Origin of the sequence: Exiguobacterium sp. TNDT2, from assembly GCF_003331145.1 — a bacterium.
Classification (GTDB): domain Bacteria; phylum Bacillota; class Bacilli; order Exiguobacteriales; family Exiguobacteriaceae; genus Exiguobacterium.
This window is the reverse complement of sequence record NZ_QLVE01000005.1, coordinates 74,501-89,132: the sequence shown is the minus strand read 5'-3', so window position 1 is coordinate 89,132 and position 14,632 is coordinate 74,501. Positions and strand designations below refer to the sequence as shown.

Here is a 14,632-nt window from a genome sequence, read left to right as displayed (position 1 = left end):
GCCCTGTTTTTCTGTATGGTTTGCTATAATGAAAAGAAAGCGAATAGGATGGTGACACATGGTACAACTCTCATTGAAACGTAAGATGAAAGTGTTATTTGTGATTGACCGGCTACAAGACGATGATCTTGGGTTCCCACTTCATGGCATCAATGGATTGAAAATAGGACGACTTTTGTTAGATGAGTCTATCCCGTTTGGACGATTGATTGACGACCCAGCGTTAGCAGAGACGATTGGCCATCCTTATTTGAAACGGATCGGCGTCGAGACAATGTTTCTCGGCGACGAGTCATATTATCCTGAACTTCTGCGGGGCAAGCGCCAAGCGCTCACGATGCATGAAGACTATCATAAAACGGTGCAGCGTTACACGAAGCATTTGCAAGCGGTCCATTCGAAATGTACGAAGCTACATACCATCGTCTTGTTCGGACGGTCGACGCAACGGTTGTTTGACGATGCGATCACACGTCTCGAAGAAGAAAATGAGCATGTCGCCGATTCGTTCAAAGCGATGGACGTGCTCCGTTTGCCAGCCGTCCACCGGCTCGTACGCGACGAACGGATCAGCCAAGTCAAGACTGTCGTGGAACATCTTGCACCTTCTAAATCGTAAAGAAGGTGAACTCTATGCGGAAAAAACGTTCCGTGGAAGAAATGATTCAGACGCTCAAAACCGACCCGGTTTTTTCGAGCAACGTGACACATTGGCACACGGTCGAGGCGCAGCCGGCCCGGTATGCGCCGATTCCATCGAGCGTGCCGCCAGACCTTGTCCGGGTGCTCCATAATCGTGGGATTGAACAACTGTATACGCATCAGGCCGAAGCGATCGAGCAGACGTCTCGTGGCAACTCGACGGTCATCGTCACGCCGACCGCTTCCGGGAAGACGCTCTGTTACAATCTGCCGGTTTTATCGAAGATGATTGAACAGCCGAACGCCCGGGCACTCTACCTGTATCCGACGAAGGCGCTCGCCCAAGACCAAAACAGCGATTTGATGGAGATGGTCGAAGCGCTCGAAGGCGACTTGCGTTGCTTCACCTACGATGGGGACACGGCGCCAGCGGCTCGTACGAAAGTACGGGACGCCGGCAATATCGTCATCACGAATCCGGATATGCTTCACTCTGGGATCTTACCGCATCATACGAAATGGATTCGCTTGTTCGAGAATTTAGAATATATCGTCGTCGATGAGTTGCACACGTATCGAGGCGTATTCGGTAGCCACGTCGCTAACGTGTTTCGTCGTTTGAAGCGAATCTGTGCCTATTATGGGAGCCATCCGAAATGGATCATGACGTCAGCGACAATCGCCAACCCGGTCGAGCTGGCTGAACTGCTAACGGAAGAAGACGTCGTCCTCGTCGACAACAACGGGGCGCCTCAAGGAAAGAAACATTTGATTTTCTATAACCCCCCCGTCGTCAATGAGGCGCTCGGGATTCGTCGGAGTGCGACGCTCGAGACGAAGCGGATCGCCTCAAAACTTGTCGAAGCGGATATCCAAACGATCGTCTTCGCCCGCTCCCGCGTTCGGGTCGAGGTATTGTTGACGTATTTACAAGAACTGACGCGGCGCGAGCTCGGTCCGAAGTCGATTGTCGGCTATCGAGGCGGCTACTTACCGTCGGAGCGTCGTGAAATCGAGCGCCGGCTCCGTAACGGTGAGATTAAAGCCGTCGTCTCGACGAATGCGCTCGAACTCGGTGTCGATATCGGCCAGTTGCAAGCGTGTGTCTTGAACGGCTATCCGGGTACGGTCGCCTCGATGTGGCAACAAGCGGGCCGGGCCGGACGCCGTCATTCCGAGGCGCTCGTGGTCTTCGTCGCCTCGTCGTCATCGCTCGACCAACTTGTCGTCGAACAACCTGATTTGATTTTAGACCGGTCTCCGGAAGCGGCGCGGCTCGACCCGAACAATTTAATCATCCTCGTCGACCATATGAAATGTGCCGCCTTCGAACTGCCTTTCCAAAAAGGGGAGCGGTTCGGGACGGTAGAGACGGAAGAGATTCTCGATTTCTTGACGGACGCTCACATCTTGCATGAACGGGCCGATAAATATTATTGGATGACCGATGCGTTCCCGGCCCATGACATCTCGCTCCGGACGAGTGACCAAGAGAACGTCGTCATCGTCGACCAGACCGCGAAAAACCAAGTCATCGGCGAGATGGATACGTTCAGCGCGATGACGTTACTGCATGACGAGGCCATTTATTTGCATGGGGCCGAGCAATATCAGGTCGAGCGACTCGACTTCGAAGAGAAGAAAGCGTATGTGCGACGTGTCGACGTCGACTACTATACGGACGCCAATTTGGCGGTCGAACTGAAAGTGTTGGAAGAGAACAAGACGACCGGCGTGAAGACGTTCGGGGAGGTATCGGTCATCGCGATGGCGACGTTGTTCAAGAAAATCAAGTTCGGGACGCACGAGAATATCGGTTCCGGGCCGATTCATTTGCCGGAACGAGAGCTGCACACGACGGCGACTTGGTTCACACTCGACGAACGGTTCGCTTACTCGGAGGCCGACATGGAAGACCAGCTCGAAGCAGTCAGTGATTTATTGCGGCGACTCGCCCCGCTCTATTTGATGTGTGACACGCTCGACTTGTTCACGACGATTCAAATGAAGGCGACCCATACGAACAAACCGACCGTCTATTTATATGACCGTTACCCAGGCGGCATCGGGCTGAGCGAGGCACTCTATCGCGACGCCGACGACGTTTTGGACGCGGCCATCCGTACGGTCGAGGACTGTCCGTGCGAGAGCGGTTGTCCGCGTTGCGTCGGCATGATTGGGTACGGTGATTTCAAACAGCAGGTCGTCAGACAGTTGGACGCATTGAAAGGAACGATATGAAAGCAAAACTATCACGACTCATTAAAACGAACGAACCAAAACAGACGACCGTGACGCCGGATGACGTCGAACAAGCAAAATGGCGGGCCCGGGGTGGAGAAATTTTGACGTTCGAACAAGAGTGGTGCGTCCGCTTGAAACAGGTTTATCCACTAGACGAAATGCATCATGACTATACGTTCCAAGAGGCAAAAGCATCGCTCTCGACGTCGACCCATCCCTTTTTCCAAGTCGATGTCCCGTCTGAGCAGGTGTTGTTCATGGACACTGAGACAACTGGACTCCGTGGATCGGGAACTTCAATCTTTTTAATCGGCTTCGCGCGCTTCCAAGACGATCATCTGGAGATGATTCAATACGTATTGCCGCACCCGGCGTTCGAGACGGCGTTCTATTATCACTTCTTGAACGACATCGGCGACGAGGTCCGTTTCGTGACGTATAACGGCAAGTCGTTCGACTGGCCCCAAATCAAGACACGGCACACGTTCGTCCGCTCAAAAGTCAAGGCGCTCCCGACCGTGGGCCATATCGATCTGTTGCACGCCTCACGTCGTCTTTTGAAACCGACGCTCGAATCGGTGTCGCTCAAAGCGGTCGAGGCCCATTTCGGCCATGCCCGGACGGACGATTTGCCCGGCTTCTTGGCACCGATGCACTATTTCCAATATGTGAAGGACCGGGAACCGGATATCATCCAGCCCGTCATCGAGCACCATCACGCCGACTGTCTAAGCCTCGTCTCGCTCTATAAACGTCTCTGTCACCTCGTCGAAGCCGATGAGACGCCATTCGGTGAAGAACGGGCCCACTGGTTGAACGATCTCGGCAATGCTGAAGCGGCGCTTCATGAATATGGACGCCTTGAACGACCGACGAAGCGAGCCTTGATGCGTCAAGCGTTGTTATTGAAACGAACCGGCCAGATGGAACAGGCGGTGCCACTATTCGAACAGGTCGGCACAGTCGAGGCGCTCGTCGAATTGGCGAAAAACGCCGAACATCGCGAAAAAGACATCAATCAGGCCATCATCTATACCAAACGGGCCATCGCCTTGGCGGAAAGGAAAGAGACGGTGCTTCGACAGACCGCTTTGACCGAGATGCGGGCGCTGCGCCATCGGATGAATCGGCTAGAAAGGAAGCGATCATGAAGGTTGTCGCCATCACCGGATACCGGCCGCATGAGCTCGGCATCTTCAAAGCCGACCATCCCGGCATCGACATCATCAAAGAAGCATACGAGCGAAAAATAGTCGAAGCCATCGAACTTGGGGCTGAATGGTTCATCTTTAGTGGCACGAACGGTTGTGAATTATGGGCTGGAGAAGTATTGTTAGAGTTAAGAGAAACGTATCCGATCAAAATCGCCGTATTTCCGCCTTTTTTGCAGATGGAAGAGAAGTATAAGCCGTATGAGCAAGAATTGTTCATTCGTTTGCAGCTCGAGGCTGACTTTTTTGAAGCGCTGACCCAACGTCCATACGAGGACCCGAGTCAGTTGCGGGCGAAAACTGCCTTCTTTTTAGACAAAGCAGCAGGACTAATCACCTTGTATGACGAAGAGACGGGAGGAAGCCCGCGCTTTCTTGTCGAAGGGGCTAAACGAAAACACCAGATGGAGTTATTCTTGATCACACCGGAAGAATTACGCGTGATTGAAGAAGAAAAACAATGGGAACAACATTGGGAGTGAAAAATGATGCAAACTGAATTAACAGCCGAAGCCATTTATAAGCAAGAATTCAAGACCGCCCTTCGCGGGTACTCACAAGAAGAAGTCGACCAGTTTTTGGACGTCGTCATCCGCGATTATGAGAAGATGACGAAAGAAATTGAACGGTTGCGCCAAGAGAACGAGTCGCTCCGCCGCGGTTCGAATGGACAAGCAGAACCGGTCAAACCGGCCCAGCCTGTCGCATCGAACTACGACATGTTGCGTCGGATCTCGAATTTAGAAAAAGCCGTCTTCGGAAAACAGGTCGGCCCGAGCGAATAAAGTGAGGAGGTGGAGAAGATGTTACATGTATTGACGGCCGTCAAAAAAGAACCTGAGAAACGACAGACGAAAGGCTTGTTCCGCACGAAAGAAGAAGTCGTCGCACCGCCGAAGTCGTACACGGACGAGATTGTCGAGATCATCCGCCATACGTGCCGATTTGATTGGATGATGATTGAACAGGTCGAACTCGGCGAGGATGTGCTCGATTCTGTGTTGGTCGGCCCAAAAGGCGTATTTTTAGTCCGTATCAATCGGACGACGTCGGCCGTCCATATGACGAACCGGGACTGTCGTCTCGAGACGTCGCTCGGTTGGAAAAACATCTATCCGCATCCGATGGAAGAGCTTGAGCGGATGACGAAGCACGTCAGGAGCGTCCTGAAGAGGCAATGCGGTCAAGCGGTCCCTGTCACGTCGTTTTTAATTTTCCCTGAGACATCCCGTCTCAAGGTCGAACGTATCAAGGCCAACTGTGCCGATACGTTCGATGTGATCGATGACGTCATTTCGAAGACGAAGCTCGAGCTGTTGTCTGAAGCGACGATCAAACACATCGCTTACTATTGCTCGGAGCGGCAAGTACATAAATGAAAATGGCGCTGAAGAGTCAGCGCCATTTTCATTTCAATAGTTGCCGTGCCTGTTCTGCATCTTTGCGATGAACGAACAAGGCGACCCGGTCGTCCAAGTTTTTCGCGAGTGGGCGGAACAAGCGGCCGGTCGGCAAACCGTGCTCGACGCGGCATGTGATGCCTTGTTCTGTCAAATACGTATAGTCGTCGAGGAGCGCCTCGCCTTGTTTGCCGAACGCCTCGCCGAATCGGACCCACTGCAAGTTGCGGACGGTGCGAATCGAGACAAGAATGACGAATGTGATTCCTAAGACGATAATCAATATTGTTTCCAAATTCAAAGCGTTCAACCCCTTCTTTACATAATTTTAAGGGCGCAACCGCTTGAAAGCAATAATGATAGACCGGTATACTCAAAAGAAAGTGAGGGATGACCATGAAAACAACGATTCAATCGCGTCGCGAAGCTGTGACGCTGTTAGAAGACAAGCATGTGCTCTATATCCGCATCCATAACGGGCAGACCGGGATGATTAAACAAACGGAAGACGGCATCATCATCGCAATTCCGAATGAAGAGACAGATAAAGTCGACTTTCGCAAGTTAGAGGACATCGAAGCATTTGAGGCGTTTTACGATTTGACGCTGTCGAAGCCAGGTACACTCTATTACAATCAAGCCTAACAGAGCTCCACTCGAGATGAGTGGAGCTCTTGTCATAGAGTCGGCAGCCAAGCGGCCATCGTCTGTTGCAACGAATCAGGACGCATGTGCCGCTGTTTATGAAGCAGATAGCCGTCCGGCCGGATAACGAGGACACCACGCTTCATGAACAACGATTTCGCAAGCTCGTTGCCTTGGTCGAAGAAGGGACGGCTCGTCTTCGAAAGCGTGATGATTTGGAAGTAGGATTGATAATCGTTCAAATAGTCGTAAAGTGCGGTCGCATCACGTTTATCATCATCGAGGATGAGCACTTGGAAACGCCCGTCCGCGATCTCCGAGATTTTGGTGCGCAATCCGTCATCGGTCCGGATGATCTCGATTTCCGGGAAAATCTTGCCTTTGGTGACACGCAAGAACGGAATTCGGGAATGACCGGGATAAGATAAGTGCAGTTGGGCGATTCGTTCCGTGATTTTTTGGTTGACCAAATTGACGCGCGTGAAGACGTCGGCGCCAAGTGCTTGGAACGGCAAAAGGACAGGTAACGTCGTCTGTAACACCTCCGTCGCCACGTTTGTCGTCTGAAGCACGTTACGGGCCACGTGCTCCCGTTCATCGCGATACGAGTCGACGACGCGGAAAGGGGCACCGGCTTTCAAATGGAGCCATAACTTCCAACCGAGATTGAACGAATCGGCGATCCCGGTATTCATTCCTTGTCCGCCAACAGGTGAGTTAATGTGGGCGGCGTCTCCCATTAATATGACGCGGTTGTGAATGAACGAGTCGACCATGCGGTTATGGACCCGGAAGAGCGAGAACCATTCGACTTCATCAATGGCGACGTTCATATGGCTTCGCTGCTCAATTAACTCACGCAGTTCCGACTCGCTGAACGATTCGTCGCTCGCGAGGTTCCCTGTGATGCGAATCGTATCATCCGTGAGCGGGAATACTTCTAAAACGCCCCGGTCGGAAAAGAAGATATGCACTTCCTCGCGCGAGATGTTCCACTTGGCTTTCATATCGGCGAGCACCCACGACTCTTTGAACGACTTACCGCTGAATGGAAGGGCGAGCATTCGTCGGATCGAACTGTTCGCCCCGTCGGCCGCCACGACGTATTTGGCTTCGATCGTCCGGTTTGACGCATCTGACTCAAGGTGAGCGAGCACTCGAGACGGGTAATGTGTCAACGAAACGAGCGATTCACCGCGCTGGACGGAATGCCCGTGTCCGTTTAACGCCTGCTCTAAAATCGCCTCGGTCTCATTTTGACGCAACAGCGTCACGAACGGGTATGGCGTGACGAGGCGAGAAAATTCAAGTTTGGCTGTCCATTGACCCGAAAAGTACAGATTCCCTTTCTCGATGGTCCGTGCCCGGGCGAGCACTTCTTTGGCAATATCGAGCCGAGAAAACACTTCAATCGTTCGCGGTTGGATCCCGATGGCACGAGAATTATTCGACGGGGTCGTCTTGCGATCGATGACTTCAAATGAAATCCCATATCTGGCTAACGTCAACGCGAGCGTGAGTCCGGTCGGGCCCGCTCCGACAATCAATACATCAACTTGTTTGTCCACCACATCTACCAACTCCTATCGTTAATAATGATATTTCCGACATTTGATGCGTTTAAACGAGGAGACAATGGTGGAAGTGTAGAAACAAAGAGAACGAGGTGGAGAGAATGGACAAATCGTGGATCACGGAACAACAATTACGTGATAGTTTCTCGATGGAAGAAAATTATGAACATACGGCAGCCGTCTTGATCCCGTTGACCGAGATCGACGGGACGTGGCACGTCATCTTTGAAGTACGGGCCCATACGATGCGGCGTCAACCAGGAGAAATCTCGTTTCCGGGCGGCCGTCTAGATCCGGGCGAGACACCGGTCGAAGCCGCTGTCCGAGAGACGAGCGAGGAGCTATTGCTTGCGATGGAAGAGATTGAAGTCATCGGTCGCCTGCAACCGCTCGCGACACCGCATCGGCAGCTCATCTATCCGTTCGTCGGAGTGATTCCAAGACTACCAGACGTCCGTCATACAGATGAGGTCGACCATTTGTTTTCCGTCCCCGTCGAAACGCTGCTCTTGCTTGACCCGTTCCACGGCGAGATGGAATGGACGATGAATCCAGATCAAAATATTCCGTTTGAACGGATGGCGAATGCTAAAGCGTACGAAAAACGGGTAATTAAAATGAGAGAACCTTTCTATGAACATGAGGACTACATTATTTGGGGATTGACTGGAAAAATTTTGACACAATTTCTTAAACGACTTAAAGAAAACGTATTCAAACCGATATAATTTGGTTATAATGATAGAAACAAATTTAAGATTGGAAGTGAATGGGTGTGTCTGTAGAATTCGTTGTGGGTGATATCGTCAAGTCAACTCGTGAAGGTTGGGTCGCTGAAGTGACTGCCGTATTGACCAATACGGTCATCGGGGACGTTTCCATCATGGAAGAATTTCAACAACTGGGTCTCGAATTCGAGAAGCAAGTTTTACTGAAAACTGAATTAGAATTGATCGAACGCGCCAGCTGACCTTTTGATTGAAAGGGATGATTCAGGTGTCCATTGACAAAAAAGTTCGTGAATGGGAAGAGGCCGGTTTACTTGATGAAGTGACCGGTCAGCGCTTGGTCGAATATGAACATAAGAAGTTGGCGGTCGGTGACAAACGTGAGCACAAACCGCCTATTCTTGTGATTATCGGGTCGATTTTGCTCGCACTCAGCCTCTTTAGCTTTGTCGCGGCAAACTGGCAAGCAATTCCTGACCTTGTCAAAGTAGCCATTTTCTTATCGTTCATGGTCGGCATGTACGTCGCAGCCGAACGGCTGCAAGTGAAGGCGTCACGTTATGTGACGTTGTTCCGTCTATTGGGCGTCGCTTTTTTCGTCGCCACGATAATCGTCATCTTTACGACTTATAATTTGTCCTCGCAAATCCCATTCTTATTTTGGCTCTTCCTTGCCGTGGCCGTCCTGCACAAATTGATTTATAAGCATCCCATCTACACGTTCTTGGCCGCGTTCGCTGCTTTTTTGGCAATCACGAACAGTTTTCAAGGCATCGGACTCACGTTGATCGTGTTCGGGTTAATTGTGACCTGGGTCTGGTTCCATTATGGAGACAACGAGTTCGATCGCATTTTCGCCTGGTTCGGCTTTTATGGTCTTCTCATCACAATTGGTCAATACGCCGGCTATGAAGGTCGCTTTTGGCCGCTATGGGCCCTCGCCGCCTTGCATGTCTTATTCCTCATCTATCGCGAGCGGGCCCAGTGGAACTATCTGTACCTGTTTGTCGCGGCCATCCTATCGATTGGGTACTCGATCAATGCGACAGAGAGCTGGTTGTCACAACGACAGCCGTCCGTCATCGAAGCAACGATTCTTTCGGTCGTTCTTGTCGCCGTCTATTTGGTGCTCCGACGTCCGGACTTGATGTGGGTTAGCCTGCTAGCCGTCATCCCATTCTCGTTATTCGAAGACTCGGGCATTTTGCTGGCAGTTCTACTTGAAGTGGTTGCTCTCGCTTATCTCGTCTATCAAGACTATAACCGCAAACCGATTGTGCTCGCCTTCATCTATTTCTTGCTCGTCCAACTGACGATTTATTTCATTTACGTTTGGGATAAACTCGACATTTCACTGTTCTTCCTCATTGGAGCATTGATTGTCTTCGCATTGTCGCTCGCGTTGTGGTGGCGCAACCGTAGTCGGACGAGAGGGGATGCACGGACATGAAACGATTGACGCCTTGGCTAGTACCGATTGTGCAAGTAGTGATTGCCGTCGGGTTTATACTGCTCGTTTATGCGGTCTCCTGGTTCGGGGAGACGTATACGTTCAAAGCGACTTCTTACGAACCGTTTGACCCATTCTTTAGTGATGTTGTCTATTTGGAGTATGACTCGTTCGAAGGCAGACAAGATGTCGAGTCGGGAACTGTATACGTCTCCTTCAAAACAGGGGACGACGGGTACGCAACCATCGACCGGGTCAGTTCACGACCGTTCATCGGTGGCACGCGGGCCAACTATTACGACCGGCAAGTGTACATCGATGACTTGAGTTCGTATCGGGTCGCCGAAGGAGAAACGTCGGCGATCGAAGGTGCGAAAATGTTCGAAGTGGATGTCGATGTCGCACCTTGGGGCATGGTGCGACCCCATGATTTACGCTCGATTGAAGCTGAATCAGAATGACAATCAGATTACAGATTTGTTACACGTCATGTTGTAACGAATCTGTAATTTTTTATGAAAACCGTTGATAGACAAGGGTCTATTGTAAATATTACAAATTGTAACCAGTCCGAGCTCGATGTGTCAGAAATATTTCACTTTATCACACTCTCTTCTCGTGGTCGTGACGACATGGTAAATTTACTCCTGTTCGTTAGATGACGAGAAAGGTGCTGACCTATTGACCATGCATTCCTTAAAATATATGATCGCGATTTTATTTGCCTCTGTTGGAACATTTGTGTTTGCTGCGACTGCCGATGCCGCGCAGATTGGAATCGGGACTGAGCAGAAAATTGTCCAAAATCCACTTGAATTAGAACGTCAGGCGATCGAGTTGGAGCGCCAACAAAAAATTGAACGTGAGAAACGCCTTGCTGAAGAGAAGCGACTCGCTGAAGAAAAACGTTTAGCCGAAGAAAAGCGCTTGGCAACAGAGAAAGCCAAACGTGAACAAGCCGAGCGTAAAGCGAAAGCAGAGCGTTTGGCCGAAGAAAAACGTGTCGCTGCCGAGAAGGCACGACAAGTAGAAGCGAAACGTCAAGCTGCAGCGAAGGCCGAGAAGAAGCAACAAGCGGCGTCGAGTACGACCGTGACACCGATTTCGACACAAGGACGTGTCATTCAAGCGGAGTCGACGGCGTATACGAACGATGCGGCGGACAACGGCTCTTACGGAGGACGTGTCTTGACGGCGACGGGCCATGACGTGACAGATTCGATTTATTATAACGGCATGCGCATCATCGCCGTCGATCCATCTGTCATCCCGCTCGGTACGGTCGTACAAATCGATGGGGTTGGTCAAGCAATCGCCCTCGATACCGGGGGACGCATCAAAGGGAACATCGTCGATTTACTCGTCGACACGAAGAGTGAGGCCATCAATTGGGGCCGACGCCATATCACAATCACATTGCCATGATTTACAGGTTCTCCTTCGGGAGAGCCTTTTTTTGCGTCGATTCATCCGACACGGTCATTCGGCCACGCGTCGAGCACGTTGCGTTGTTTAACAAACGTTGGAAACGGGCAAACTAATATTTGACTTTCATGAAAAGTTACGAGCCGAGGAGGGGTAGAGTTGATAGAATTTCAAAATGTATCCAAGCGCTATGAAGATGGGACGTTAGCCGTCAAAGACTTGGATTTGACAGTACGTAAAGGAGAGATTTTTGTCTTGATCGGCCCATCAGGGTGTGGCAAAACGACGACGATGAAGATGGTGAATCGACTGATTGATCATACCGACGGAAAAATTTTAATCGACGGGAAAGAGATTTATCAATTCGATATTTTTGAGTTACGTCGCAACATCGGTTATGTGCTCCAACAAATTGCCTTATTCCCTCATTTAACGGTCGAAGAAAATATTTCTGTTGTCCCTGAATTATTGAATTGGCCAAAACAGAAAACGAAAGACCGCGTGACCGAACTCATGAAGATTGCCGGACTGGACCCTGTCCTACGGGCAAAAAAACCGACTGAACTTTCCGGCGGACAACAGCAACGGGTTGGGGTGCTCCGCGCGCTCGCGGCCGACCCTGACGTCATCTTGATGGACGAGCCGTTCTCGGCACTCGACCCGATCAGCCGGGGGCAGCTCCAAGACGATATTAAACGATTGAATGATGAGCTCGGAAAGACGATTCTGTTCGTGACCCACGACATGCAAGAAGCGATGAAGCTCGGCGATCGCATCGCCTTGATGCGTGACGGCGAGTTGGTCGTCGTCGGTACACCGGATGAAATCAGAACGAGCACGGACCCGTTCGTCCTCGATTTTACACAACGCGGAAGAGGTGAAGTTGATGCTTGAGACATTTCAAAACCGGCGGGGTGAACTCGTCGAGGCGCTCATCGAGCACTTGCAGCTCTCCGTCGTCTCCCTGCTGATTGCCGTCTTGATTGCCGTCCCGCTCGGTATCTGGTTGACACGCCGCAAAAAAGTGGCCGAGACCGCCATCGGCGTCACTGCCATCATCCAAACGATTCCTTCTTTGGCACTTCTCGGACTGATGATTCCACTCGTCGGGATCGGCGCCTTGCCGGCGACGATCGCCCTCGTATTATACGCTTTGCTACCAATTCTTCGAAACACGTTCACGGGTTTGAACGAAGTTGATAAATCACTCATCGAGGCGGCTCGGGCTTGCGGCATGAAGCCGAACCAAAGTTTGTTGAGAGTCGAGCTACCGCTCGCCTTGCCGGTCATCATGGCTGGGATTCGAACGGCGATGGTCCTCATCGTCGGGACGGCGACGCTCGCCGCCCTCGTTGGAGCCGGTGGACTCGGGACGTTGATTCTTCTTGGAATCAATCGAAACGATAACTATTTAATTTTGCTCGGTGCCATCCCGGCCGCCATCCTCGCCCTCTTATTTGACTTCTTGCTTCGACAGATGGAAGGAGCGACGGCGACGCGGAACAAGACGAAATTGATCGCTGTCTCGACTGTATTAGCGCTCATCATCGCGGCACCGCTCGCGCTCGGTCGCACGCAACAGACCGACCTCGTCGTCGCTGGAAAACTTGGGCCTGAGCCTGAAATTTTGATGAACATGTATAAACTGTTAATTGAAGAAGAGACCGATTTGACGGTTTCCGTTCGTCCTAACTTCGGTGAAACGACGTTCGTCTGGGGCGCGCTCCAATCTGGTGATGTCGACATCTACCCGGAATTCACTGGGACGGTACTCGCCAGTCTCGTGAAAGAGACGCCGAACTCGAATGACGCCCGCGAAGTTTATGAACAGGCTCGTGACGCGTTGGCCGACGACGGCTATGCGTTACTTGAACCGATGCAGTTCAACAACACATATGCCATCGCCATTCCACGTGACTATGCCGAAGAAGAAGGCATCACGTCGATTTCTGATTTGCGGAACGTGCAATCGGATATCACGGCCGGTTTCACGCTCGAATTCACGGACCGGGAAGACGGTTATCCGGGACTTCAGCAAGCGTATGGGCTCGACTTCCCATCGGTCGTCTCGATGGAGCAGAAGCTTCGGTATCGCGCCATCGCCCGTGGTGACGTCAACCTCGTCGATGCTTACGCGACGGATCCGGACATCGCCGAAAACGATTTGCTCGTCCTCGAAGACGATCAACAGTTCTTCCCACCTTATCAAGGGGCGCCGTTACTCAAGCAAGAGACGTTAGACGAGCATCCTGAGATTGAAGACGCTCTCAATCAATTGGCAGGCAAAATTACAGATGAAGAAATGTCTGAACTCAACCGCCGCGTCGCGTATGGGAATGAGCGTGCTTATGACGTCGCACAAGACTTTCTGGAGCAGGAAGGTCTCCTATGAGAGCCATGATTATCTCGAACCCAACATCCGGTGCAAGTGAAACGATGTTCGGTGAGGTCGTCGGTACGGTCGAATCCTTGTATGACGAGATCCTGATTCGTAAGACGCTAGGACAAGGGGACGCCGTCCGCTTTGCCGAGACGAGTGGGGCGTTCGAGCACTTGATTGTCATCGGCGGGGACGGGACCCTTCATGAGGTCGTCAATGGCTTGATGAAGCTTCCGCGAGATGAACGACCGACAATCGGTCTGATTCCGGGCGGCACGTGTAATGATTTCGCCCGTGCCCTCGCTCTACCGGTCGAACCAATCGAGGCGGCCCGGTTATTTAAGATGAGTCATGTCCAACCGGTCGACGTCATGCGGGTCAATGACCGGTACGGGCTCAACTTTATCGGTGTCGGTCTCATCGCCGACACGTCGAGACAAATCGATCCGCTCCAAAAAGAAGCACTCGGGTCAATCGGTTATTTTTTAGCGACGATTCGTCAATTTAGAGAGCTCGACCCGTTCGACGTCCGCATCGAACAGGATGGTAAAGCCGTCCACGACGGGCCGGTCAGCTTTCTGTACATTGGAAACGGGGCATATCTTGGGACGGTGCCGACGAAGTTGCCGACCCAGTCGTTCACGGATGGACTCGTCGAGGTTGTCCATAGTTCGGCCATCGGTTTCCCAATGATTCGTCAACTGTTGACCCAACAGCTCGGACTCGAACAGTCGTCCCCGGAATGGGTACATTTACAGATGTCTCAACTAAACGTCCATTTAAGTGAATCTCAAATCATCGACGTCGATGGGGAACACTTTGAGGCGGACCGATTGCATATCCAAGTCTTACCGAGTGAGTTAACGTTTCTTGTCCCATCCCAATGAAAATAAACAGAGAAAAGAATTCAGACTTTTCTCTGTTTTTTATTGT

At 51.4% G+C, this 14,632-nt stretch carries 16 protein-coding genes and 1 pseudogene; 15 read left to right on the top strand and 2 right to left on the bottom strand.

Annotated features, from left to right (window positions below):
* Positions 1–58 precede the first annotated feature (58 nt).
* Genes DPV68_RS04990 through DPV68_RS04965 form a run of 6 tightly spaced genes read left to right on the top strand, consistent with a single transcriptional unit; the run spans position 59 to position 5,476 of the window.
* Entirely contained in the window at positions 59–619 is a 561-nt protein-coding gene (locus tag DPV68_RS04990; protein ID WP_232819508.1) for a hypothetical protein, read from the top strand.
* A gap of 14 nt (positions 620–633) precedes the next feature.
* The gene (locus tag DPV68_RS04985) at positions 634–2,883 is read left to right on the top strand and encodes a DEAD/DEAH box helicase (protein WP_114165702.1); all 2,250 of its coding nucleotides are present in this window, start codon (positions 634–636) and stop codon (positions 2,881–2,883) included.
* Positions 2,880–4,037, top strand: a complete 1,158-nt coding sequence (locus tag DPV68_RS04980) for a ribonuclease H-like domain-containing protein (protein ID WP_114165701.1) — start codon at positions 2,880–2,882, stop codon at positions 4,035–4,037. Before DPV68_RS04985 ends, DPV68_RS04980 begins: the two co-directional genes overlap by 4 nt.
* Positions 4,034–4,579 carry an SLOG family protein gene (locus DPV68_RS04975; RefSeq protein WP_114165700.1) on the top strand — a complete coding sequence of 182 codons (546 nt, stop codon included), beginning with the start codon at positions 4,034–4,036 and terminating at the stop codon, positions 4,577–4,579. Before DPV68_RS04980 ends, DPV68_RS04975 begins: the two co-directional genes overlap by 4 nt.
* Positions 4,580–4,585: 6 nt before the next feature.
* Complete coding sequence (gene gpsB, locus DPV68_RS04970) at positions 4,586–4,882, top strand: cell division regulator GpsB (protein WP_114165699.1); 297 nt, start codon at positions 4,586–4,588, stop codon at positions 4,880–4,882.
* 18 nt (positions 4,883–4,900) lie between these two features.
* Positions 4,901–5,476: an NERD domain-containing protein gene (locus tag DPV68_RS04965; RefSeq protein WP_114165698.1), complete on the top strand. Its 576-nt coding sequence runs from the start codon at positions 4,901–4,903 to the stop codon at positions 5,474–5,476.
* A gap of 28 nt (positions 5,477–5,504) precedes the next feature.
* Here DPV68_RS04965 and DPV68_RS04960 read toward each other — a convergent pair whose 3' ends face one another.
* Complete coding sequence (locus DPV68_RS04960; protein ID WP_232819507.1) at positions 5,505–5,798, bottom strand: hypothetical protein; 294 nt, start codon at positions 5,796–5,798, stop codon at positions 5,505–5,507.
* 89 nt (positions 5,799–5,887) lie between these two features.
* Here DPV68_RS04960 and DPV68_RS04955 point away from each other — a divergent pair, with 89 nt between their 5' ends.
* On the top strand, positions 5,888–6,142 hold the full coding sequence (locus DPV68_RS04955) for a hypothetical protein (protein ID WP_232819506.1): 255 nt from the start codon (positions 5,888–5,890) through the stop codon (positions 6,140–6,142).
* 32 nt (positions 6,143–6,174) lie between these two features.
* On the opposite strand, the gene DPV68_RS04950 is transcribed toward DPV68_RS04955, so the two are convergent.
* Positions 6,175–7,710: an FAD-dependent monooxygenase gene (locus DPV68_RS04950; protein WP_232819505.1), complete on the bottom strand. Its 1,536-nt coding sequence runs from the start codon at positions 7,708–7,710 to the stop codon at positions 6,175–6,177.
* 107 nt (positions 7,711–7,817) lie between these two features.
* Here DPV68_RS04950 and DPV68_RS04945 point away from each other — a divergent pair, with 107 nt between their 5' ends.
* From DPV68_RS04945 to DPV68_RS04910, 8 genes and pseudogenes are all read left to right on the top strand, one after another.
* Positions 7,818–8,444, top strand: coding sequence for an NUDIX hydrolase (locus tag DPV68_RS04945; RefSeq protein WP_114165696.1), 627 nt, complete (start codon positions 7,818–7,820; stop codon positions 8,442–8,444).
* 65 nt (positions 8,445–8,509) lie between these two features.
* The gene (locus tag DPV68_RS04940) at positions 8,510–8,686 is read left to right on the top strand and encodes a DUF2187 family protein (protein WP_232819504.1); all 177 of its coding nucleotides are present in this window, start codon (positions 8,510–8,512) and stop codon (positions 8,684–8,686) included.
* A 17-nt stretch (positions 8,687–8,703) separates the two neighbouring features.
* A complete protein-coding gene (locus tag DPV68_RS04935; protein WP_114165724.1) occupies positions 8,704–9,894 on the top strand; it encodes a DUF2157 domain-containing protein in 1,191 nt (396 codons plus the stop codon).
* A complete protein-coding gene (locus DPV68_RS04930) occupies positions 9,891–10,355 on the top strand; it encodes a GDYXXLXY domain-containing protein (protein ID WP_114165694.1) in 465 nt (154 codons plus the stop codon). Before DPV68_RS04935 ends, DPV68_RS04930 begins: the two co-directional genes overlap by 4 nt.
* Before the next feature lie 226 nt (positions 10,356–10,581).
* Positions 10,582–11,319 (top strand): 3D domain-containing protein, encoded by a 738-nt coding sequence (locus DPV68_RS04925; protein WP_114165723.1) that lies wholly within the window; start codon positions 10,582–10,584, stop codon positions 11,317–11,319.
* Positions 11,320–11,478: 159 nt separating this feature from the next.
* Positions 11,479–12,195, top strand: a pseudogene (locus tag DPV68_RS04920) (ABC transporter ATP-binding protein); the annotation flags it as partial.
* Positions 12,196–12,205: 10 nt separating this feature from the next.
* Entirely contained in the window at positions 12,206–13,711 is a 1,506-nt protein-coding gene (locus tag DPV68_RS04915) for an ABC transporter permease/substrate-binding protein (protein ID WP_114165692.1), read from the top strand.
* Entirely contained in the window at positions 13,708–14,586 is an 879-nt protein-coding gene (locus tag DPV68_RS04910; protein WP_114165691.1) for a diacylglycerol/lipid kinase family protein, read from the top strand. Before DPV68_RS04915 ends, DPV68_RS04910 begins: the two co-directional genes overlap by 4 nt.
* Positions 14,587–14,632 lie beyond the last annotated feature (46 nt).

Excerpts from the sequence above, each read along its gene's own strand:
- DPV68_RS04975 (WP_114165700.1), top strand. The coding sequence starts at position 4,034 with ATGAAGGTTGTCGCCATCACCGGATACCGGCCGCATGAGCTCGGCATC.
- DPV68_RS04990 (WP_232819508.1), top strand. The coding sequence starts at position 59 with ATGGTACAACTCTCATTGAAACGTAAGATGAAAGTGTTATTTGTGATT.
- DPV68_RS04980 (WP_114165701.1), top strand. The coding sequence starts at position 2,880 with ATGAAAGCAAAACTATCACGACTCATTAAAACGAACGAACCAAAACAG.
- DPV68_RS04910 (WP_114165691.1), top strand. The coding sequence starts at position 13,708 with ATGAGAGCCATGATTATCTCGAACCCAACATCCGGTGCAAGTGAAACG.
- DPV68_RS04955 (WP_232819506.1), top strand. The coding sequence starts at position 5,888 with ATGACCATGAAAACAACGATTCAATCGCGTCGCGAAGCTGTGACGCTG.
- DPV68_RS04965 (WP_114165698.1), top strand. The coding sequence starts at position 4,901 with ATGTTACATGTATTGACGGCCGTCAAAAAAGAACCTGAGAAACGACAG.
- DPV68_RS04915 (WP_114165692.1), top strand. The coding sequence starts at position 12,206 with ATGCTTGAGACATTTCAAAACCGGCGGGGTGAACTCGTCGAGGCGCTC.
- DPV68_RS04945 (WP_114165696.1), top strand. The coding sequence starts at position 7,818 with ATGGACAAATCGTGGATCACGGAACAACAATTACGTGATAGTTTCTCG.
- gpsB (WP_114165699.1), top strand. The coding sequence starts at position 4,586 with ATGCAAACTGAATTAACAGCCGAAGCCATTTATAAGCAAGAATTCAAG.
- DPV68_RS04935 (WP_114165724.1), top strand. The coding sequence starts at position 8,704 with ATGATTCAGGTGTCCATTGACAAAAAAGTTCGTGAATGGGAAGAGGCC.
- DPV68_RS04930 (WP_114165694.1), top strand. The coding sequence starts at position 9,891 with ATGAAACGATTGACGCCTTGGCTAGTACCGATTGTGCAAGTAGTGATT.
- DPV68_RS04925 (WP_114165723.1), top strand. The coding sequence starts at position 10,582 with ATGCATTCCTTAAAATATATGATCGCGATTTTATTTGCCTCTGTTGGA.
- DPV68_RS04985 (WP_114165702.1), top strand. The coding sequence starts at position 634 with ATGCGGAAAAAACGTTCCGTGGAAGAAATGATTCAGACGCTCAAAACC.